We start from the raw sequence: 21,837 nt of genomic DNA on the forward strand, positions 1-21,837 counted from the left end.
TTGGTGCTCGTGGGTAAGATAATTAAGCGAGTTTAGCAAAGAATTGACCGGTCGGGCAGGATGAGTTGTAAGAAAGTAAGGTGAAAATGAACGAATCAGAGTTAGATCGTTATAGTCGTCAGTTATTATTACCCAATTTTGATATTCAAGGGCAACTCAACCTTGCCCAAGCGAAAGTCTTGGTCATTGGCTTGGGTGGATTGGGAAATATTGCTGCTACGTATTTGGCAACTTCCGGAGTTGGCTATTTGATTTTGGCTGACGGCGATCAATTAGAAAGCAGTAATTTGCCTCGCCAAGTGCTTTATGATGAAAGTCAGATTGGTTTAAACAAGGTTGATGCAGCGGCGAAACAAATCGCTCTTAAAAATCAAGCTGTCAAAGTGGAGGTTATCGCGCAAAAATTATCCGGTGATTCTCTATTAAACGCCGTAGAGCAAGCGGATGTGGTGTTGGACTGTACCGACAACTTTACTGCTAGACAAGCCATCAACCGAGCTTGTTTGTCATTAAAAAAACCATTAGTTAGTGCGGCAGCAATTCGTTGGGAAGGGCAGTTGGTGAGCTTTTTATATCATCAGCACTCAGCACCTTGTTACGAATGTTTATATCCGTCTTTGTCGGATCAGCAGTTAAGTTGTAATGAGAGTGGAATTGTCGCACCTGTTGTTGGCTTGTTAGGCGTCTATCAGGCACTTGAAGCCTTAAAGCTGGCAAGTGGCTGCGGAAAGGTCAAACATGGTGTATTAAGGCTGTTCGATGGTTTTGAAGGGGAGTGGCGTGAGATGCGTTTAACTCAAGATCCAGAGTGTTTGGCTTGTTCGTAGGAAGCTGGTGTGATGGTTAAAATTAGCTCTACGCTTGAAAACTGATAGATAGCCCCTATTTTAGTAATTAATATTTTTCTCTAAGAATTTCAGCAGATTTTCGTTAGAATTCACCACAGTCTTTTTAGCCGAGCATTTTTGTGTCAGGCAAGCATTCATTTACAGGAGCAATAACATGAGCGATGTTAAACACGCTAAATTAATGATTTTAGGTTCTGGCCCAGCGGGTTACACCGCAGCTGTTTATGCGGCTCGTGCGAACCTTAATCCTGTGATGATTACAGGTATGCAAATGGGTGGTCAGTTGACGACGACTACCGAAGTTGATAACTGGCCAGGTGATGATCAAGGCGTACAAGGTCCAGAATTGATGGAGCGTATGCGTAAGCATGCAGAGCGTTTTGAAACAGAAATCATTTTTGACCATGTCAATAAAGTAGATTTAAAAAACCGTCCATTTCGTTTGGAAGGTGACAGTGGTGTTTACACTTGCGATGCGTTGATTATTTCAACTGGTGCGAGTGCTCAGTACTTGGGTCTAGAGAGCGAAACGAAATTCATGGGCCAAGGCGTGTCTGCTTGCGCAACTTGTGATGGTTTCTTCTACCGCAACCAAGATGTTGCTGTAATCGGTGGTGGTAATACAGCTGTTGAAGAAGCGCTTTACCTTTCTAACATTGCAAAAACGGTTACCGTTATTCACCGTCGTGACAAGTTCCGCTCTGAAAAAATTCTAGCGGACAAATTGATGGAAAAAGCGAAAAACGGCAATGTGAAAATCGAATGGCATTCTGAGCTAGACGAAGTGCTAGGCGATAGTGCAGGTGTAACTGGTGTTCGTATCAAAAATAGTCAAACAGGCGAGACAAAAGAATTAGCTGTTGCTGGTTTGTTTGTTGCGATTGGTCATAAGCCAAATACAGATATCTTCCAAGGTCAGCTTGAAATGAAAGATGGCTACTTAAAAGTGCAATCTGGTACGCACGGTAACGCGACGCAAACTAGCGTTGAAGGTGTTTTTGCTGCGGGTGATGTGTCTGATCATATTTACCGTCAAGCAATCACATCAGCGGGTACTGGTTGTATGGCGGCGTTGGATGCGGAACGTTTTCTTGATTCTCAAGAGTGAGCAAGTTAGGAATGAGGTGATATGTTCAATACGTTGTACATAAGCCTTAAACTTTGTTGAATTAGTGTCATAAACAAAAAAACCGATTCTAGGATCGGTTTTTTTATGCCTATGGTAATTCGTGTTAAGCGAATTACTGAGCGTTGTAAGCTTCGATGCCTTCAACGATGGCTTTTTTCGCTTCTTCTGCGTTCGCCCAGCCTTCTACTTTTACCCACTTACCTTTTTCAAGGGTTTTGTAGTTTTCGAAGAAATGTTCGATTTGATCACGTAGCAATTGTGGAATGTCGTTCACATCTTGGATATGACCGTATTCTTTACTTAGTTTTTCGTGAGGAACGGCAACCAATTTAGCGTCCATACCCGCTTCGTCAGACATGTTCAGTACGCCAACCGGACGGCAGCGAATAACAGAACCTGGTACAACTGGGTAAGGCGTAATAACCAATACGTCAACTGGGTCACCGTCATCAGCTAAAGTGTTGTTCACGTAACCGTAGTTTGCAGGGTAAAACATAGGAGCCGTCATGAAGCGGTCAACAACAAGCGCGTCCATGTCTTTATCAACTTCGTATTTTACTGGGTTCGCTTGTGCTGGAATTTCGATGATAACGTTGATGTCGTTTGGTGCATCTTTGCCGGCAGGTATTTTGCTATAGCTCATTATTATTTCTTCCAATGTATTAAATATGGGCGATATTATAAAAGCTAGACAGCTTCTATGCTAGTTGTGGAACGCATCCTTTCGTAATATTCGCTATTCAGATCGAATTAAATGAGTAAAAATAGCCTTAAAATGCGTTAACTTATTGCTTTCTTTCTGAATTTAGCTAGTCTTACACAGTGATCAAATTATAGTCGCGAGGACAGTAATGACAAAATCTGAGCTGATAGAGCTGCTAATCGATCAGCAATCCCATTTACCAGTAAAAGATGTTGAGCAAGCAATCAAAGCAATGCTTGAACATATGTCTGATTCTTTGGCAAATGGTGAGCGCATTGAGATACGAGGCTTTGGTAGTTTTTCTCTACATTATCGAGCACCTAGAATAGGCCGAAACCCTAAAACTGGGGAGTCTGTTGAGTTGAGCGCGAAATATGTACCTCATTTTAAACCAGGTAAAGAGTTGAGAGAGTTAGTCAACCTACCTGAAGACAATGAGATCAACGAACTTAACTAATTTACGTCTTATGCCTCGAAATCTATGAGCTATCACGGCATAATAACGCCATTCTATTTTTGGTAGGTTGTTTTATGCTTAAATGGCTGAAAAGAGTTACTTATACAGTACTCATTGTTTTCTTTCTCGCCGTGGGTGTGTTTTTTGCCATCCGTAATCCACAACTTATTCCCCTTGATCTTGTTTTTTGGCAAGGTCCCGAACTAAGCGTCGCTCTTTATGTCATTTTATCTTTTACCGTAGGAGCTTGTGTGGCTCTTTTAGTCAGCTCTATTGCGTATTTGCGTAGTGAACGCCAGATTAGGGTGTTGACTCGTAAATACGAAAAAGCACGAGATGAAGTGGATGCCTTGCGTAAAGCCTCTATTGCTAAAGAGCTTTCTGTTGGGAAGGAGTAATTGAGTTGACCGAAATTGGGTTGTTTTTGGTTCTTTTTGTCGCGCTCTTCGTTGGCTGGGCAATGGGGCGTAAAAATCCGACCAAGAAAAATAAGCAGGTTAAGAAAAATATTCCGACGGATTATTTTCGTGGCCTCAATCATTTACTTAACGATCAACACTCAGAGGCTATTGATGCTTTTGTTGATTCCTTAGAAGTTAACTCTGATACTTTTGATATTCATCTCACACTAGGCAATTTATTTCGTAAAAAAGGCGAAATACAAAAAGCGATTAACATCCATCAAAACTTACTTGCTCGCCCCGAAATATCCCAGCGTGAAATGCGTATGGTGCAATTGGAATTGGCCAGTGACTTTATGTCGGCAGGTTTGTTGGATAGAGCGGGTCGCCTGTTATTAAATATGGCGTCCACATCACGGAAAAGTGAGTTTCAACCTAAAATACTTACCTTGCTCGTGGATCTTTATGAATTTGAGCAAAGCTGGGATAAGGCTATTCAAATCGGTTCTGAATTGATAAAAGAAACGCCAACCAAAAAAGAGATTAAGCGCTTGGCACATTTTCATTGTGAAATGGCGCAAGAACTCCAAAAGAAAGAGCAATGGAAGCAGGCCTTCCAACATTATAAAGATGCTTTAGATGTAGATTCTAGTTGTGTTCGAGCGAGTATTGGCGCTGCCGATGTATTAAATAGTCAGGGCCGTTATCGTGATGCGATTAAAGAGCTAAAGCATGCTGCGGAGCAAGATCCAGAATTCATTTCAATCATTATCCCCAAGTTAAAAGAGTGTTATCAAAAGGTATGGGGTAGTGGTGGATATATTAAATTTCTACAAGAACAGAACCAGAAAAAACCTTCTACAGCGTTGATTATGGCGCTTGTCCAGCATTATATGGAAACAGATAAAGATTATGCTGAAATGTTTTTGGTTGAGCAGTTAAGGCAGCACCCCACAATTAAAGGCTTTAAAGAGCTAATTAGCTTGCAGCTTGCAGATTCTCAAGGGTACAACCAGCAACATCTGGTGGTTCTATTTGAGCTTATTGATCAGTTGGTTCAAGCAAAACACAAATATCAATGCCGTCAGTGCGGCTTTCCAGGCCATCAATTGCATTGGCAGTGTCCAAGTTGTAAAAATTGGGGCGTGGTGAAGCCGATTCATGGATTGGAAGGCGAATAAAACCACCTGAGCATTTTGACACTTATAAACGATAGAAACTGAAAGAAAGAGGACACTGAATGAGCTGCCAATCCCCTATAGTGGTTGCCCTAGATTATCCAACCATGGCGCAATCTATTGAGATGGCTAAACGACTTGACCCTGAACAATGTCGAGTTAAAGTCGGCAAAGAGCTATTTACAACAGCTGGTCCTGTGATTTTGGATGAACTGCATAAATTAGGATTCGAGATTTTTCTAGATCTTAAATTTCATGATATTCCCAATACGGTTGCCAATGCTGTTAGTGTGGCGGCAAGGGCTGGTGTTTGGATGGTAAACGTACATGCCTCTGGTGGTCGCCGAATGATGGAGGCCTCTGCTAATGCGTTACAACAACTGCCTGATAATAAAACCTTGCTGATCGCGGTGACGGTACTGACCAGTATGGATCAAAGCGACCTTATAGAAATAGGTATAGATTCAACCCCTGAGCAACATGTAAAACGTCTTGCTGCATTAGCAAAATCATCAGGAATGGATGGTGTGGTTTGCTCTGCACAAGAATCCAGTATGTTGTCAGCAGATCTAGGTAAAGACCTTGTTTTAGTAACTCCAGGTATTCGTCCTGCTGGTTCTGATCAAGGCGATCAGAAACGCATCATGACACCAGCTGAAGCAATGGCAGCTGGTAGTCATTACCTTGTAATGGGGCGTCCTATTACACAGGCGAATGATCCTATTGCGGTATTAACTCAGGCAAATGCTGATTTGGGCTTGATGACATAAATTGCTCGCCTTGAGCCTTGAAGTCTGGTTAAAAACCTTTTACTCTAAAACCACTTACTTGTTTCAGCTCTTGTTGACGCAGTAAGTGGTTTTTTATTGGCAAGATGCCATCTTCTGTTTTTAAAAGAATTTGAAAAGGATTTTTCTATGACGAATTTCAAACGTATTTTATGTGTTTGTGCTGCTCGCTCACTTCTTGTTATCTCTCTGGCTTTTATGCCTTTCTCGCTTTTCGCTGCAACCCCTTTGGATATAAATACCGCAACTGCTACCCAGTTTTCTGCGGTGATGTCTGGTGTTGGGATTAAAAAAGCGGAGGCAATTATTGCTTATCGTGAGGCTAATGGCGGCTTCGATTCCGTTGATCAATTAGCTCAGGTTAAAGGTATTGGCGATGCGCTTTTGGCCCGCAACAGGGATTTACTTCAAGTCGTGGCAACCGGTGAAAGTTCGAAAAATTAGCTTTATTTAGATAACTGAAAACAAGCGGATTATGCGTCCGCTTGTTTTATTGTTAAGGCTTTAATGGCTTGATGTTGAGTTAAAAAGACTTGTCCACTCAGGTTTTCTATTAGGCTAGAGTCCGTTAGCTTATCCATTACGGGGCCTTTAATTTCTGAAAAATGCAGCATTACGCCAGCGGATTTCAATCTATCGTCAATGGTTTCTAAACTATCTAATGCACTGGCATCTATCATATTGACCGCGTTGCACATCAGAATGAGATGTTTGATATCTTTATGTCTTGATATTAGCGTCAACACGTAATCTTCTAGCACTCGGGCGTTGGCAAAGAAGAGGTTTTCATCAATTCGAATGGTGACTATTTCTGGGTCTGTTTCGACATCAAAGCGATTCACATTACGAAAGTGTTCTGTTCCTGGAAGGCGACCAACCACGGCAATATGTGGATGGCTAGTGTGCCAAAGAAAGAACAAGAGTGATAACGAAACCCCAACGATTATTCCTGTTTCCATACCAATAAATAGTACGACAAAGAAGGTTGCTAACAAGCCGAGTGCTTCTTGTTTAGAGAAACGATAGAGTCTTAAGAAGTCTTTAAAATCGATAAGCTGCAAAATAGAGATAGTAATGCTGCTTGCTAATACCGCTGTTGGAAGATAGTAAAAAAGCGGTGTAAAAAATAGCAAAGTTATAAGCATTAATAATCCGGTTAATATGCCTGTCATTGGGGTTTTCGCTCCGGCACTGACATTGACCACCGACCTTGAAAACCCACCTGTTACTGGGAAAGATGCACTAAATGCTGCGGCTAAGTTCGCCAACCCCAATCCGACCAGCTCTTGGTTTGGATTAATATCTTGTTTACGCTTTGCCGCAAAAGATTGAGCAACAGAAACAGACCCAACGAAGCCCACAATGCTGATTAGAAAAGCCCCCGGTAACAGATCAATCATGGTATCTAAAGTAAAATTTTCAAAAGGTATCGTGGGTAAACTATTGCTTATATCGCCAACGATTTTGATACCGAGTGAGTCTAGAGAAAATACTGCAACGCAGCTTGTTGTTGCAACGACAACGATTACAGGGCCTGCTTTGCCCAACATGCTAGCGGTATTTTTCGCTAACCCAAGTTTGCTAAGAACAGGTGTTAAATAGCGTTTTAGTAGTATTAAAAGAGTGATGGAAATCGCACTTAAAATGACAGTGGGTAGATTGATGTCTTTGCTATGCAGCATCATACTTTTCGCTAGCTCGATTAGATTGTTGCCATGGGCTTGAACACCGATTAAGTGCTTGAACTGGCCAACAGCAATTAAAATTGCAGAAGCACTAATAAAACCGGAAATAACCGGATGACTTAATAAGTTAGATAGAAAGCCCATTTTTAACAGGCTCATCAAAATCAAAAAAACACCGGATAGAAACGCCAACATCATTGCGATAGCTGCATAATTTTCACTTCCAGGTAGTGCGAATGGCATTGCGATGGTCGCGGTCATCATTGAGGTAATGGCGACTGGGCCAACAGCAAGTGTGCGGCTAGTTCCAAAAAGGGAGTACAAAATAGCAGGAATGATTCCTGCGTAGAGGCCAACCACGGCGGGTAGCCCTGCAAGCAAGGCGTAACCCATGCTTTGTGGAATTAACAAAATGGTGGCTATCAAACTGGCCATCGCATCTGTTTGCATGTCTTCTCGTGAATAGCCTTTAAGCCAAGCCATTGCTGGAAAGTATTTTTCCAATTTAGTCATTTTACTCGCTTAAAAATATTTTGGTTGAGTGCTTTGTAATCATGACACATAAAAATGCATGCCTAATTCCCTAGTGCTAATATTTTTGAATGAATTAGTTTAGGTTATAAGAATATTTCATTATGTTATATATGGTGGCGAAATTGGTAAAGTCTAATCTTGATAGTTTTCTTCTTTGAGATAGATATTGCTGGAATCAAACTGTTATGAGTGATTGAAATACCAGACGTCTCTAGCAAAATTTGGTAATCTATTAAGTCGATTGTAAAGCTAAGGGAAAATATCCGTGTCGCAAGAGTTTCAGGTTGTTTCATCTTATTCACCCGCAGGCGATCAGCCAAAAGCCATAGAGAAACTTGTTCGTGGTGTCGAAGCGGGCTTGGCTCACCAAACATTACTTGGGGTAACAGGCTCAGGTAAAACGTACACTATTGCCAATGTCATCTCACAAGTGAAACGCCCAACCATTGTCATGGCTCACAACAAGACCTTGGCGGCACAGCTTTACGGCGAATTCAAAGAATTCTTTCCCAATAACGCCGTTGAATATTTTGTTTCTTACTACGATTATTACCAGCCAGAAGCGTATGTGGCTGCGTCTGATACCTTTATTGAGAAAGACGCATCAGTCAACGAACACATAGAGCAAATGCGACTGTCGGCGACTAAAGCCTTGCTAGAGCGTGAAGACGTTATTATCGTTGCTACGGTTTCGGCGATATATGGTCTGGGCGACCCGCAGTCTTATTTAAAAATGATGTTGCACCTTGATCGTGGTGATCGCATTGATCAGCGTGATGTGTTACGTCGTTTGGCTGAGCTGCAATATAGCCGCAACGATTTGGTATTAGAGCGCGGTAATTTCCGTGTTCGTGGCGATGTTATCGAAGTGTTTCCTGCGGACTCTGAAGACACCGCGATTCGCATCGAACTATTTGATGACGAAGTCGAAACCTTATCGATGATTGACCCGTTAACTAACAAAACCATTCGCAAAGTTCCCCGTGTGACGATTTATCCGAAAACTCACTATGTGACACCAAAAGAAACCGTACAAGCAGCAATTGAACGTATTAAAGTGGAATTGGATCAGCGTCTTGAGCAGCTTAAATCGCTTAATAAGTTGGTAGAAATGCAACGCCTTGATCAGCGTACGCGATACGATTTAGAAATGATGCAAGAACTTGGTTACTGCAACGGCATAGAAAACTACTCGCGTTATTTGTCTGGTCGTGAAGAAGGCTCACCACCGCCTACTTTATTCGATTACCTGCCAGCCAATGCTTTGTTAGTTATCGACGAATCTCACGTTACAGTGTCGCAGATCGGCGCCATGTACAAAGGCGATAGATCTCGTAAAGAAAACCTAGTCGAATATGGCTTCCGTTTGCCGTCTGCCCTTGATAATCGTCCTATGAGATTTGAAGAATGGGAACAGATTAAACCGCAGACTATTTTTGTATCGGCAACACCGGGCAAATACGAAGCAGAGCATCAAGACTGGGTGGTAGAGCAAATTGTTCGCCCAACAGGCTTGATAGACCCTATTCTAGAAGTTCGACCTGTGGCGACTCAGGTGGACGATTTGTTGTCTGAAATTAATCTAAGAACGCCGATTGGCGAGCGTATTTTGGTAACGACTTTAACCAAGCGGATGGCGGAAGATTTAAGTGACTATTTAAGTGATCATGGTGTCCGTGTGCGTTATCTGCATTCTGATATCGACACCGTCGAACGAGTGGAGATCATTCGAGATTTACGTTTGGGTGAGTTTGATGTGTTAGTTGGTATCAACTTGCTGCGAGAAGGTTTGGACATTCCAGAAGTTAGCCTTGTGGCGATTCTTGACGCCGATAAAGAAGGCTTCTTGCGCTCGGAGAAATCGCTTATTCAAACTATTGGTCGTGCTGCTCGTAACGTCAATGGTAAAGCGATTTTGTACGCCGATCGTATTACTGGATCAATGGAGAGGGCGATCAGCGAAACGGATCGTCGCCGTGAAAAGCAAAAAGCCCATAACGAAGAGCATGGCATTACGCCAGTAGGTATTACCAAATCCGTGGAAGACATCATGGAAGGTGCTTATAACCCTGGTGCTGGTAAACGTGGCAACAAAACCAAGAAAGTGGCTGAGACAGCAAAAGATTATCAAGTGGAAAGCATGGAAGACGTGGCACAAGTGCGTAAAGCTATGATCCAACTGCAAAAAGAAATGATGCTAGCTTCGGAAGAGTTGAAATTCGAATTAGCGGCGGGTTACCGGGATCAGATTCGCCAGCTTCAACGAAAATTAAAAGACGTTGGCGAATCATAAAATAACAGAGGAGTCTTAAATGGCCATAACTCTTAGAAATTACAATATTATCCGCGTTATCGACAACGGCGTCATAGTCAACTGCACCGTAATTGAGATGTGCTACGACTATGCGCTTGTGCGATTTAAAGACAAAAAATACAAAGTGCCTTATGGTTTAATTGACGAAGTGATTGGCCACGAACTGCTTGTTCCTGTCAGTGAATAATAGTTTTAAAACAAAGACTTCAAAAAACACCAACGAGGGCTTGTCAAAAGCAAACCTCTGCGTATAATAGCCAACACTTTTTAGGACTATAGCTCAGTTGGTTAGAGCGCTACCTTGACATGGTAGAGGTCAGCAGTTCGAATCTGCTTAGTCCTACCAAAATTTATTCTTACTTCTCAGTAAGTTACGAAAGCCGAACCCAGTGTTCGGCTTTTTTGTATCTGAATTGGGACCAAAAAGGGACCAGATTGATACCATTTTGATCCCATCTTTAGTTTTTTGGTTTTAATTTACGACCTCTACACATCTTTTCTCTTCAGTGATAGGATGATACCTAATAAAATTAATTAGGTTGAAGCCTGTACAGTTTTTTATAGCTATATATCCAGCTTCAACCAATAGGTATTGTTTCGTTGTGCGAAGCCGTTCAGTGTGAATACGCGATGTAGGTCAAAGTCAAATTGGGTAAACAAGACATATGACAAATGATGGTCTGAAACAAACGGTAGTGGCGAAGCCAGATAGGCTTTCGCAGATAGCGAAGTTGCCACAAGCAACTAGGGATCGCATTGCCCATATCGATTTCACCTTATTGTTTAAGGGAGAAGCGGTACGGGCAGACTTAGTAGATCGGTTCAGCATAGCTGCTGCACAAGCAACGAAAGACTTCACAATGTACCGAGAGCTTGCGCCAGGCAACATTGAGTATGACCAAAAGCTCAAGTTGCACAAGCGCGGTGAAGCATTTGAGCCCTTGTTCGACTACGACGTTGTGAGAACGCTGGCGACGATTAGCCAAGGGTACGGCGATGGCTTTACTGGAAAGGTAAAACCGCCGCTGGCTTGTGAAGCGCCTTATCACCTTAACAAACCGAATCTATCGATAGTGGCGAAAGTCACCGAGGCCATCCACAAAGGCAAAGCCTTGAGTATCACTTATGTGTCGTTATCGAGCGGTGAAACCACGCGTGAAATTGTTCCGCATACGCTGGTGGACAATGGCCTGCGTTGGCACGTTCGTGGTTATGACCGTAAACATAATGAGTTCCGTGACTTTGTACTGACCCGAATTAAAACAGCGGTCGTGCTTAAGGATTCCACTTTGTCGCTCTCTGTTATCAAAGAAAGTGAGCTCGAAACCCAAGATCGGCAATGGAACCGCTTTGTAGAGCTAGAGTTAGTACCGCACCCACGCATAGAGCACAGCGAAGCGATTGAACTGGATTATGGCATGAAAGGTGGCGTGATGAAGGTTGAGATCAGGGCTGCAACAGCAGGATATTTGCTGAGACTGTGGAATGTCGATTGCTCATCGAAAGCTACTAAGAATGGACAAGGAGAGCATTTGTTCCTAAAAAATAAAGCGGCTTTATACGGTGTTGAAAATCTAGTTATTGCCCCTGGCTATCACGATAAAACTATCACGGACGATATGGAGAGCTAATGCTAAAACTCGAAGACATTAAAAAAGACGCACAAGTTCGTGGCATCCAAGCCGAAGAAATCGTCCGTATTGTTCAGGTAGAACCTGTAGGCGATGCGGCAATTACGGTTTACTACAAAGACAGCCAAGGCAAGCTCGGCGAACAAATGCTGTTTCGCTCTGACGAAGCGCGCTTAAATTTAGCCACTGCCGGTCGGCCATGGGCATTTGATGCACCCGGTGCTGAATTTAAGCTTGGGCTAGAGGCACACCGTATTACTCAAGCTGCTTTGTTTGACCCAATGATGGCGGTGCACACTTCCAATGTAGAGCCGTTACCGCACCAAATATCCGCCGTTTACGAACACATGCTACCAAAGCAGCCGTTACGTTTTGTGCTGGCCGACGACCCTGGTGCTGGTAAAACGATCATGGCAGGCCTGTTAATACGTGAATTATTAATGCGTGCTGATGCCAAGCGCATTCTCATTGTGTCGCCAGGCTCGCTTACTGAGCAATGGCAGGACGAATTGCTTGAAAAGTTTGGTGTTACCTTCGATATTTTCAGCCGTGAAAAACAAGAGCAATGCGCTTCGGGTAATTACTTTGATGAATCCGACCAGCTTATTTGCAGATTAGACCAGCTGTCTCGCAATGAAGACTTCCAAGATAAGCTCAAAAATACCGAGTGGGATTTAATCATTGTTGATGAAGCCCATAAGTTATCGGCTAATTATTTCGGCAACAAGGTTAATAAAACTAAGCGATTTCAGTTAGGTGAATTACTAGGTTCTATCACACGCCACTACCTACTGATGACAGCAACGCCGCACAACGGTAAAGAAGAAGACTTTCAAATTTGGTTGTCACTGCTCGATGGTGATCGCTTCTATGGAAAATTCCGCGAAGGTGCCCATAAGGTCGATGTGTCAGACATGATGCGACGTATGGTAAAAGAGGAGCTACTTAAGTTTGATGGCACGCCGTTGTTCCCAGAGCGTCGCGCTTACACAGCCAATTACGAGCTTTCACCGATGGAGGCATCACTTTACGAACAGGTAACTACCTACGTACGTGAAGAAATGAACCGCGCCGATAATCTAGATGGCCAAAAGAAGAACAACGTTGGCTTCGCATTAACCATGCTGCAACGTCGTTTGGCATCCAGCCCCGAGGCAATCTATCAATCACTGAAACGTCGACGCAAACGTTTAGAAGATCGTTTAGCCGAAACCAAACTTATGGCGCGCGGTCAATCCGTCAACAAAGCCTTAGCCGAAACAGTTGGTGAATACAGCGTTAAGAAAAAAATCGACTTACCTGATAACTTAGATGAACTCGATGAAGATCTCAGTGCTGAAGAGTTTGAGATCTACGCCGAACAGGTGGTCGATCAAGCATCCGCTGCCGAGACCATTCCCGAACTTGAGGCCGAAATCCTTAGCCTTAAAGACTTAGAATACCAAGCGTTGAGTGTTGTGCAGTCAGGTAATGATAAAAAATGGGAAGAGCTCTCTTGTTTGTTGCAAGACAAACCCGAAATGTTCACCGCAAGCGGTAGTCGCCGAAAGCTCATTATTTTTACCGAGCACAAAGACACACTCAACTACCTGGTCGCCCGCATTGGCGACATGCTTGGCAATACCAATGCAGTACGTACGATTTTTGGCGGTACGAATCGCGATGAGCGCCGTAAAATCCAAGAAGAATTTCGCAATGATCCTGAAGTGGTTGTGTTAATTGCCACTGATGCAGCAGGCGAAGGTGTCAACCTACAAAACGCCAACTTAATGGTGAACTATGACTTACCCTGGAACCCAAATCGCTTAGAGCAGCGTTTTGGTCGTATTCACCGTATTGGTCAAACAGAAGTGTGTCATTTATGGAATATTGTTGCGAACGAAACACGCGAAGGTGAAGTATTCCAAAAACTGTTCGATAAAATCGAAGTAGAAAAAGAAGCACTTGGCGGTAAAGTATTTGATGTATTGGGCGAGGCCTTCGACAACGTCTCACTTAGAGATTTATTAGTTCAAGCCATTCGCTACGGCGAAGATCCTAAAACTAAAGCCAAAATGAATGAGGTCATCGAAGGCGCATTGGATGCCGATCACCTAAAAGAAATTATCAAGCGGAACGCATTGGTTGATCAACACATGGGGCTTGAAGAGCTTTATGCAGTAAAAGAAGAGATGGAAAAAGCCGAAGCGCGAAAACTACAACCCTACTTTATTAGAGCCTTTTTCACCGAAGCCTTTCAAACACTAGGTGGTGAATTTCGTGCGCGTGAATCTGGCCGTTATGAAGTGCGTCATGTGCCCGCAGCCATTCGTGAGCGCGACCGTATCATCGGCGAAAGCAGAACACCAGTACTGAAAAAGTACGAACGCATTTGTTTTGAAAAGCAGCACGTACGCCAAACCGGCAAACCTATGGCGGACATGATCCACCCCATGCACCCGCTTATGCATGCCGCAACCGATCTAGTGTTACAAGCCCACCGACCAAAGCTCAAACAAGGTGCTGTATTAGTTGATCCAAATGATGACGGTACCGATCCCAAAGTCCTGTTCATGGTTGATCATACCGTACGCGAGTCGAGCCAAAGCGGTGACGTGGCATCGCGCCGATTACAGTTTGTTGAAATCAACGAACAAGGCAAAGCCATTAATGCGGGTTGGGCACCGCACTTAGATTTACAACCTATTGATGATTACGATCACAAGTTAATAAGCGATATTCTGCAAGCGGGTTGGCTCAACCATAACCTAGAAGCACTAGCGCTAAACCATGCCTCACAGCAACTGGTGCCTGAGCACTATGCCGAGGTAAAAGGTCGTCGTGAACGCCAGGCCGATAAAACTATGGCAGCAGTGAATGAGCGCTTAGTAAAAGAAATTAACTATTGGTCTGACCGTTACATCAAATTGCAAGACGACGTAAGCGCAGGTAAACAACCTCGTATGCAACCTGAAATGGCTCGTCGCCGCGTGGATGAACTTACCGCGCGTTTAGAACAACGTAAAACCGAATTGATTGCGCTTAAAAATGTGGTATCCAGCACCCCAGTGGTAATTGGTGGCGCTCTGGTTATCCCTCAAGGCTTATTGTCCATGCGTAAAGGTGAAACCCAGTTTTCGGTGGATGCCGTTGCACGTGCCCGCGTAGAGCGAGTCGCTATGAATGCAGTCATGGAAGCCGAACGTGCTTTCGGTCATACAGTCACTGATGTAGGTGCAGAAAAATGCGGTTGGGATGTTACTTCTCGTCCGCCAGTAAATGCCGATGGTTCCATCAAACCCGACCGCCATATCGAAGTAAAAGGTCGCGCCAAAGGCCAAAGCACCATTACCGTGAGTCGTAACGAAATTATTTACGGTTTAAACCAATCGGAAAAATTTATTCTCGCCATTGTGATTGTGAGTGAAGATGCTCACGAAGGGCCTTATTACATTAGGAATCCGTTTAGTGTCGAGCCCGATTTTGGCGTTGCAAGTATTAATTACGACCTCAATGAGCTGCTATCAAAAGCAGTACCGCCGGAGCAAAGTTTATGAAACTAGAAAAAATTACTCTTGAAAACTTTCGCTGTTATCAGCGTTTGGAGATTGGCCTTCACTCCAACATTACGGTATTGGCCGCAAATAATGGGCAAGGTAAGACCACTATTTTAGATGCAGTTCGCATTGCTCTTTGGCCCTATGTCAGCCAATTCGATTTAGCAAAGACGCCTTATGTTGATCCAGCAAATACGATAACCATTGATGATGTTCGAATTTTAAAATCTGTTGATCAGAAATCACCTATATTTGGCGCATTAGATGAAATGGCAAGACAGTTTCCTTCATCTATTACAGCAGTAGGTAAATACCAAGCCAATATGAGTGTTTGGCAACGTTATCGCGACAGTGAAGCTAAAAAATCACAAACAAAAGATGATGCAGGTACAAAAGCTTTAAAAGATTCAGCTAAGGCGCTTCAAAATGCGATAAGAGATCTAAGTGTTTCTCCTAAAATCTTACCTGTGTTTGGTTATTACGGCACAGGTCGTCTATGGCGAGAAAAACGCCTTACCGATGGTAAAAAAGGCGCAACTGAAAAAAATAACGAGCAAATCAGAACCTTCGCTTATCGTGATTGTTTAGATCCAGCATCTAGCTTTAAGCAGTTTCAAGATTGGTTTACATCGGCTTATTTAAAAGTCATGGAATATCAGATTAAACAGCTAGAAGATGGCGCAACGTTTATCGAAGTACCCAATGAACTGCGCCGCCCAGTAAAAGTGGTGCAAGATGCCGTAAACGAAGTGCTTAAACCTGTGGGGTGGCAGCACTTACAGTACAGCGAGAGATACGATAAATCGCTAGTATTAAAGCATCCTGCACATGGTGTAATGAAAATATCCCAATTAAGTGACGGTATAAAAAATATGCTGGCGATGGTTGCCGATATTGCCTATCGCTGCGTGCTGTTAAATGGACATTTACAAGATCAAGCCGCCAAGCAATCTCCAGGGGTTGTAATGATCGACGAAGTGGATATGCACTTGCACCCACAGTGGCAGCAAACAGTGATAGCGTCTTTACGTAACGCATTTCCGAATATTCAATTTATTGTAACTACACATAGCCCACAGGTGCTTTCAACTGTTCCAGCAGAAAGCATACGTGTTATCAAACATGAAACAGACAGTGATACAGGCCAAATTATATCAACAGCTAATCCGCCTTTAAAACAAAGTAAAGGCGTAGCCAGCGCCGACGTAATGGCGGATTTGCAACTGGTAGACCCAGTACCCGATGTAGAAGAGTCACACTGGCTCACCCAATACAAACAACTCATCAGCCAAAGTGAGCATGAGAATGATGATGGGGCGGCACTGAAAGGAAAAATCATTCAACACTTTGGCGAAACCCATCAAGAGTGGCTCGAATGCGAACGCTTAATTCGCTTACAAGCCATGAAAGACAAACTACCAAAGCGTAATCAATAAGGGATAACTATGCATAAATTAGTTCGCCCTATACCGCCATTATGTTTGAGCCAGTATCAACACGGCAGGGATAATTGGAGCAATGTCACGCCAGATCATAAAAGTGAAATTTGGTTAAAGCTGGATGAAATGCAACAGCATCGCTGCGCCTATTGTGAGGCAGCAATTAAAACGGATAGAAATACAAGTAACTCGCATATTGAGCATTTAAGGCAGAGGCGGAGCTTCTCTCAAGGTACATTCCTGTGGAGTAACCTATTTGGTTCCTGCAATCGCGAAGACAGTTGTGGTAAGCATAAAGATAACTTGCCGCCATACAGTCACCAAGATCTGATCAAGATGGACGAGGAAGACCCAGAACATTTTTTTGAATTTTTACCAGATGGAAACGTTGTTCCAGTAAAAGGTTTAAGACCAGAAGATAAACATCGTGCCGAAGAAACCATTCGTATATTTAATTTAAATGGGGCCTTGCGCCAAATTCGTGAAACAGCGATTAAAGGCTATCTGCAAACAGCAGAAGAGCTTGTAACTTACGTAGAAGAATTTGAAGAAGTAGATTGGTTGCCACTGCTACAAGATGAGTTAAACCAAATAAAAGACTTGCCGTTCACTACGGCCATAAAGCATACGTTGTTACCAGCATAATTAGGCCTACAGGCAACAAAGAGTATTCAATGACGAACACAAAAGAACATAAAATTTATAGCCCCAAAAAACTCATCGAAGTGGCGCTTCCACTAGATGACATTAACGCCGCTGCCGCGCGTGAAAAATCCATTCGCCACGGCCATCCTAGCACTCTACATTTATGGTGGGCGCGTCGGCCTTTGGCAGCAGCGCGTGCTGTTATTTTTGCTCAAATGGTGAATGATCCAGGTTACCAACAAGACGGTGGCTTTAAATACGGCGTCAATAAAAAAGAAGCGGAAATAAAGCGCGAAAAACTATTTCAAATTATTCGTGATTTAGTGAAGTGGGAGAACACTAATAACGAAGAAGTGCTAAACCGCGCTCGCGCAGCCATTAAAGAAAGCTGGCAAGAAACCTGTTACCTAAACCGTAAACACCCACAAGCCGCTGAATTGTTTAATCCTGAAAAACTGCCTGCCTTTCATGACCCATTTGCCGGTGGTGGAGCTATTCCTCTGGAAGCACAGCGTTTGGGGTTAGAAAGTTACGCCAGCGATTTAAACCCTGTGGCAGTCATGATCAATAAAGCCATGATTGAGATACCACCCAAGTTTGCTGGCCAAGCCCCTGTGGGACCAATACCAGAATCAGATAAAACAAGTAATAAGAAAGCCACCAAAGATATGCTGGAAGATTGGAGTGGTGCCCAAGGATTAGCAGAAGACGTACGCCGCTATGGGCATTGGATGCGTGAGGAAGCCTTTAAGCGCATTGGGCATTTATACCCGAAAGTGAAAATCACTGATGAAATGATTGCCGAACGGCCGGATTTAAAACCTTATGCGGGCGAAGAATTAACGGTAATCGCTTGGTTGTGGGCGCGAACAGTGAAAAGTCCGAATCCTGCGTTTAGTCATGTAGATGTGCCATTGGCCTCTAGTTTTGTACTTTCCAGGAAAAAAAGTAAAGAAGCATACATACTGCCTGAAGTTAAAGAGGATCACTTAAACTTTACAGTAAGAATTGGAACCCCACCCGAACATCTAAAGAAAGGAACTAAGGCTGCTAGAGGAGCTAACTTTACTTGTATTCTCTCCGGCACGCCAATTGAAGGAAAATATATTAAGAGTGAAGGTAAATCTGGACGTATGAGTGCCAAGCTTATGGCTGTTGTAGCGGAAGGTAAAAATGGTCGAGTATATTTACCTCCGGTACAGGAAATGGAAGATTTAGCGTTAAAAACAGTACCTGATTGGAAGCCTGAGACCAAGTTGGCTCCTGATAAGAGAGCCTTATGGACTCCACCTTATGGGTTGGAAACTTTTGGTGACCTATTTACGTCTCGCCAATTAGTGACTCTTACGACGTTTGCCGATCTTGTAAATGAAGCAAGGCTCAAGGTTATTAGGGACATGCATGCTTCAGGCATGGGTAATGATACCTTAGGCATTGACGATGGAGGGATAGGCGCTACTGCATATGGCGATGCAATCGCTGTCTACTTAGCATTTGCACTCGACCGATCTGCTAATACTCTATGTACAATTGCACGCTGGACTGCAGACAGAGAGCAAACCGTCACTGTTTTTTCTCGACAGGCAATACCTATGTCTTGGGATTATCCTGAAGTTAATCCTTTTTCCAATGCTGCTGGAGCATACACCGTATCTATTGCTGGTGTTATAAAAGGTATTCCTGGAATTGGAGAAATTCCAGGAGTAGTGAACCAAGCTGACGCTGCAACACAAGTTATCAGCAGCAATAAGGTTATTTCTACCGATCCTCCTTACTACGATAATATTGGATACGCTGATCTAGCAGACTTTTTTTATGTTTGGCTCAGAAAATCGTTGAAACCAATATACCCGAGGTTATTCTCGACCTTAGCCGTCCCCAAGGCCGAAGAATTGGTAGCTATTCCCTATCGACATGAAAACAAGGAAAAAGCAGAATCATTTTTCTTAGATGGTATGACTCAGGCTGTTCACAACATGTCCGAGAAAGGTCATCCGGCATTTCCTGTATCTATCTATTATGCCTTTAAGCAATCTGAAACCAAGGAAGGAAGCACATCTAGCACAGGCTGGGAAACATTTTTAGAAGCCGTGATCCGAGCGGGATTTTCCATTGATGGCACATGGCCGATGCGAACTGAAATGGCAAATAGAATGATTGGCTCTGGTACAAACGCCCTAGCTTCCTCAGTAGTTTTAGTTTGTCGCAAACGCGAAATCGAAGCAGAATCAATCTCCCGCCGTGAATTCCAACGTGAACTACGCGACCAAATGCCCGACGCTTTAGAAGCCATGATCGGTGGCGAAACGGGTGTTACACCCATCGCCCCGGTGGATTTAGCCCAAGCCGCTATTGGCCCTGGCATGGCCATTTATTCCAAATACGCAGCAGTGCTCAATCAAGATGGTAGCAAGATGAGCGTGCACGATGCGCTGATTTTAATTAACCGCGCCATTACCGATTACCTTAACCCCGACAGCGGCAACTTTGATGCCGATACGCTGTTTTGTGACGACTGGTTTAGCCAATATGGTTGGGGCGAAGGCCAATTTGGTGTCGCCGATACTCTGGCACGAGCCAAGGGTACCTCAGTAGAAGGAGTGCGCGATGCTGGTGTCATTGAAGCCGGGGGCGGTAAGGTGCGTTTGCTTAAGTGGGGTGAATATCCGCAAGACTGGGATCCAAAATCAGACACGCGCACACCGATATGGGAAGCCTGTCACCAAATGATTCGTGTGCTCAACCAACAAGGTGAAAGCGCAGCTGGTAACTTACTTGCACAAATGCCCGAACGTGGTGAACCTATCCGCCAATTGGCTTATCACCTATACACATTATGCGAACGCAAAAAATGGGCGGAAGAAGCTCGAGCCTATAACGAATTAATTGGTTCATGGCATGCTATTGTTACCGCATCGCTTGAGGTTGGCCACCGTGATGAGCAGATAGGTATGGAGTTTTAAGGGGTTACTATGCTGAATAAAATGAACATCAAAAACCTGACAACGTTTGCTGAAGTTGAGCTAAGCTTCTCTCCCGGCTTAAACGTGATCATCGGTGAGAATGGCAGTGGTAAATCTCATCTGCTTAAATCAGCATATGCTTTGATTTCGGCCAGTGCTGAGGAGGGGCGTAAACCCAATGCCACTGCACCGACTAAAACGGCATTGCAAAAGGTCTATGCGGACAAACTGATCAATGTGTTACGTCCCGAAACTCTGGGGCGATTAGCTCGCCGCAAGCCAGGTCGTGAGCGATGTGAACTAGCTCTATCATTTGATAACCAGGATTTAGATCTAGCCTTGAACTTTGCCACCACTAGTAAATCGGAAGTGGTCATTGGCGACTTGAACAAGGACTGGCAGCCCAAAGCACCAGTATTCCTTCCTACTCGGGAGCTTCTAACGCTATATCCGGGCTTTGTGTCTATTTATGATAATCACTACCTTGAGTTTGATGAAACTTATCGAGACGCATGTTTATTACTCGGTGCCCCAGCGTTGAAAGGCCCTCGTGAGAAAAAAGCGGCTTCATTGCTTAAGCCATTAGAAGACGCGATGGGCGGGAAAGTCGTATTGGATACCAATGGCCGTTTCTACCTGCAAATGCCAGGCCAAGGAAAAGTGGAGATGCCTCTGGTAGCGGAAGGTCTACGCAAACTCGCCATGCTTGCTCGACTGATCGGCACCGGCTCCTTGTTAGACAAAGGCTACCTATTTTGGGATGAACCGGAGAGCAATTTGAATCCTCGATTAACGAAGCTAGTCGCGCAAATGATCCTGCATCTTTGTGCAAACGGAATTCAAGTGTTTATCGCGACTCATTCATTATTCCTTTTGCGGGAATTGGAAGTGTTGTCTGAGCAGAAAGCGTTTAAAGCGATTCCTCAACGATTCTTCTCGCTAATCGCTGGTGAAAATGGCGCTATTGTCGAGCAGGGCGATAGCCTAGAAGACATCCAGACATTGGTCCTCTTGGACGAAGAGCTGAATCAATCTGAACGCTATATGCAATCAGGCGTATAAGGTGACAGCCATGGAAAATTCAATCACAGAAGACAGGTTGACGTTTGCTTTTGGTGCTGGTGTCCTCGCCACTAAGTATGACGACTGGTCGTTTTATCGAAATCAGTTCAACAATGCATTCGGCGGTAGCAAGGCAACAGATCTCTTAGTTGTTGACGGCTCCACGACTTGGTTTATCGAGATCAAAGACTATCGTTTACATCGACGTACCAAGCCGATCGATTTGGGTGATGAGATAGCTATTAAAATACGGGACACATTGGCTGGATTGTGTGCTGCACAAGTCAATGCCAACGACGCCGAAGAAAAAAAGTTTGCTCGAAACGCCCTAAAGGCAAAGCAGATTCGTGTAGTTCTATATCTGGAACAGCCACAAAAGCGTAGTAAGCTTTTTCCTCACGCCATCGATCCTGTTGCGGTTCTACAGAAATTAAAACAGAAAGTGAAAGCGGTCGATGCTCATCCGCTGGTGGTCGATCAAGACAAACTTACTCCCCAAATGAATTGGACAGTGCAAGGATAAT

18 protein-coding genes and 1 tRNA gene are annotated in these 21,837 nt (G+C 43.8%); 17 read left to right on the forward strand and 2 right to left on the reverse strand.

Annotated features, from left to right (window positions below; genetic code table 11):
* Positions 1 to 86: 86 nt before the first annotated feature.
* Both BUA59_RS18735 and trxB read left to right on the forward strand, forming a co-directional pair.
* Entirely contained in the window at positions 87 to 827 is a 741-nt protein-coding gene (locus tag BUA59_RS18735; protein ID WP_072841200.1) for a HesA/MoeB/ThiF family protein, read from the forward strand.
* Positions 828 to 1,002: 175 nt separating this feature from the next.
* Positions 1,003 to 1,956, forward strand: a complete 954-nt coding sequence (trxB, locus tag BUA59_RS18740; protein WP_072841201.1) for a thioredoxin-disulfide reductase — start codon at positions 1,003 to 1,005, stop codon at positions 1,954 to 1,956.
* Positions 1,957 to 2,089: 133 nt separating this feature from the next.
* On the opposite strand, the gene ppa is transcribed toward trxB, so the two are convergent.
* A complete protein-coding gene (gene ppa / locus BUA59_RS18745) occupies positions 2,090 to 2,620 on the reverse strand; it encodes an inorganic diphosphatase (protein WP_072841202.1) in 531 nt (176 codons plus the stop codon).
* A gap of 208 nt (positions 2,621 to 2,828) precedes the next feature.
* Here ppa and ihfB point away from each other — a divergent pair, with 208 nt between their 5' ends.
* The 5 genes from ihfB to BUA59_RS18770 all read left to right on the forward strand — a co-directional run bounded on the left by ihfB (position 2,829) and on the right by BUA59_RS18770 (position 5,948).
* Entirely contained in the window at positions 2,829 to 3,137 is a 309-nt protein-coding gene (gene ihfB, locus BUA59_RS18750) for an integration host factor subunit beta (protein ID WP_072841203.1), read from the forward strand.
* A gap of 74 nt (positions 3,138 to 3,211) precedes the next feature.
* Positions 3,212 to 3,535: a lipopolysaccharide assembly protein LapA domain-containing protein gene (locus BUA59_RS18755; protein ID WP_072841204.1), complete on the forward strand. Its 324-nt coding sequence runs from the start codon at positions 3,212 to 3,214 to the stop codon at positions 3,533 to 3,535.
* 5 nt (positions 3,536 to 3,540) lie between these two features.
* The gene (lapB, locus tag BUA59_RS18760; RefSeq protein WP_072841205.1) at positions 3,541 to 4,719 is read left to right on the forward strand and encodes a lipopolysaccharide assembly protein LapB; all 1,179 of its coding nucleotides are present in this window, start codon (positions 3,541 to 3,543) and stop codon (positions 4,717 to 4,719) included.
* 59 nt (positions 4,720 to 4,778) lie between these two features.
* Entirely contained in the window at positions 4,779 to 5,486 is a 708-nt protein-coding gene (gene pyrF / locus BUA59_RS18765; protein ID WP_072841206.1) for an orotidine-5'-phosphate decarboxylase, read from the forward strand.
* 147 nt (positions 5,487 to 5,633) lie between these two features.
* Positions 5,634 to 5,948, forward strand: coding sequence for a ComEA family DNA-binding protein (locus BUA59_RS18770; protein WP_072841207.1), 315 nt, complete (start codon positions 5,634 to 5,636; stop codon positions 5,946 to 5,948).
* 29 nt (positions 5,949 to 5,977) lie between these two features.
* On the opposite strand, the gene BUA59_RS18775 is transcribed toward BUA59_RS18770, so the two are convergent.
* Complete coding sequence (locus tag BUA59_RS18775) at positions 5,978 to 7,702, reverse strand: SulP family inorganic anion transporter (RefSeq protein ID WP_072841208.1); 1,725 nt, start codon at positions 7,700 to 7,702, stop codon at positions 5,978 to 5,980.
* A gap of 286 nt (positions 7,703 to 7,988) precedes the next feature.
* Between BUA59_RS18775 and uvrB the strand changes: the two genes are divergently transcribed.
* From uvrB to BUA59_RS18825, 10 genes are all read left to right on the forward strand, one after another.
* The gene (gene uvrB / locus BUA59_RS18780; RefSeq protein WP_072841209.1) at positions 7,989 to 10,016 is read left to right on the forward strand and encodes an excinuclease ABC subunit UvrB; all 2,028 of its coding nucleotides are present in this window, start codon (positions 7,989 to 7,991) and stop codon (positions 10,014 to 10,016) included.
* Positions 10,017 to 10,035: 19 nt separating this feature from the next.
* On the forward strand, positions 10,036 to 10,224 hold the full coding sequence (locus BUA59_RS18785; RefSeq protein WP_072841210.1) for a hypothetical protein: 189 nt from the start codon (positions 10,036 to 10,038) through the stop codon (positions 10,222 to 10,224).
* A gap of 82 nt (positions 10,225 to 10,306) precedes the next feature.
* Positions 10,307 to 10,383: transfer RNA gene (locus BUA59_RS18790), tRNA-Val, on the forward strand.
* A 319-nt stretch (positions 10,384 to 10,702) separates the two neighbouring features.
* The gene (locus BUA59_RS18795) at positions 10,703 to 11,668 is read left to right on the forward strand and encodes a WYL domain-containing protein (protein WP_072841211.1); all 966 of its coding nucleotides are present in this window, start codon (positions 10,703 to 10,705) and stop codon (positions 11,666 to 11,668) included.
* A complete protein-coding gene (locus tag BUA59_RS18800; RefSeq protein ID WP_072841212.1) occupies positions 11,668 to 15,204 on the forward strand; it encodes a helicase-related protein in 3,537 nt (1,178 codons plus the stop codon). The genes BUA59_RS18795 and BUA59_RS18800 overlap by 1 nt, the downstream gene beginning before the upstream one ends.
* A complete protein-coding gene (locus tag BUA59_RS18805) occupies positions 15,201 to 16,640 on the forward strand; it encodes an AAA family ATPase (RefSeq protein ID WP_072841213.1) in 1,440 nt (479 codons plus the stop codon). The genes BUA59_RS18800 and BUA59_RS18805 overlap by 4 nt, the downstream gene beginning before the upstream one ends.
* 9 nt (positions 16,641 to 16,649) lie before the next feature.
* Positions 16,650 to 17,288 (forward strand): retron Ec78 anti-phage system effector HNH endonuclease PtuB, encoded by a 639-nt coding sequence (ptuB, locus tag BUA59_RS18810; RefSeq protein ID WP_072841214.1) that lies wholly within the window; start codon positions 16,650 to 16,652, stop codon positions 17,286 to 17,288.
* Between the two features lie 29 nt (positions 17,289 to 17,317).
* Positions 17,318 to 20,251 carry a DUF1156 domain-containing protein gene (locus BUA59_RS18815; protein WP_072841215.1) on the forward strand — a complete coding sequence of 978 codons (2,934 nt, stop codon included), beginning with the start codon at positions 17,318 to 17,320 and terminating at the stop codon, positions 20,249 to 20,251.
* A 9-nt stretch (positions 20,252 to 20,260) separates the two neighbouring features.
* The gene (locus BUA59_RS18820) at positions 20,261 to 21,313 is read left to right on the forward strand and encodes an AAA family ATPase (RefSeq protein ID WP_072841216.1); all 1,053 of its coding nucleotides are present in this window, start codon (positions 20,261 to 20,263) and stop codon (positions 21,311 to 21,313) included.
* A gap of 10 nt (positions 21,314 to 21,323) precedes the next feature.
* On the forward strand, positions 21,324 to 21,836 hold the full coding sequence (locus BUA59_RS18825; protein ID WP_072841217.1) for a hypothetical protein: 513 nt from the start codon (positions 21,324 to 21,326) through the stop codon (positions 21,834 to 21,836).
* Position 21,837 lies beyond the last annotated feature (1 nt).

Source organism: Marinomonas polaris DSM 16579 (assembly GCF_900129155.1).
Taxonomy (GTDB): Bacteria; Pseudomonadota; Gammaproteobacteria; order Pseudomonadales; family Marinomonadaceae; genus Marinomonas; species Marinomonas polaris.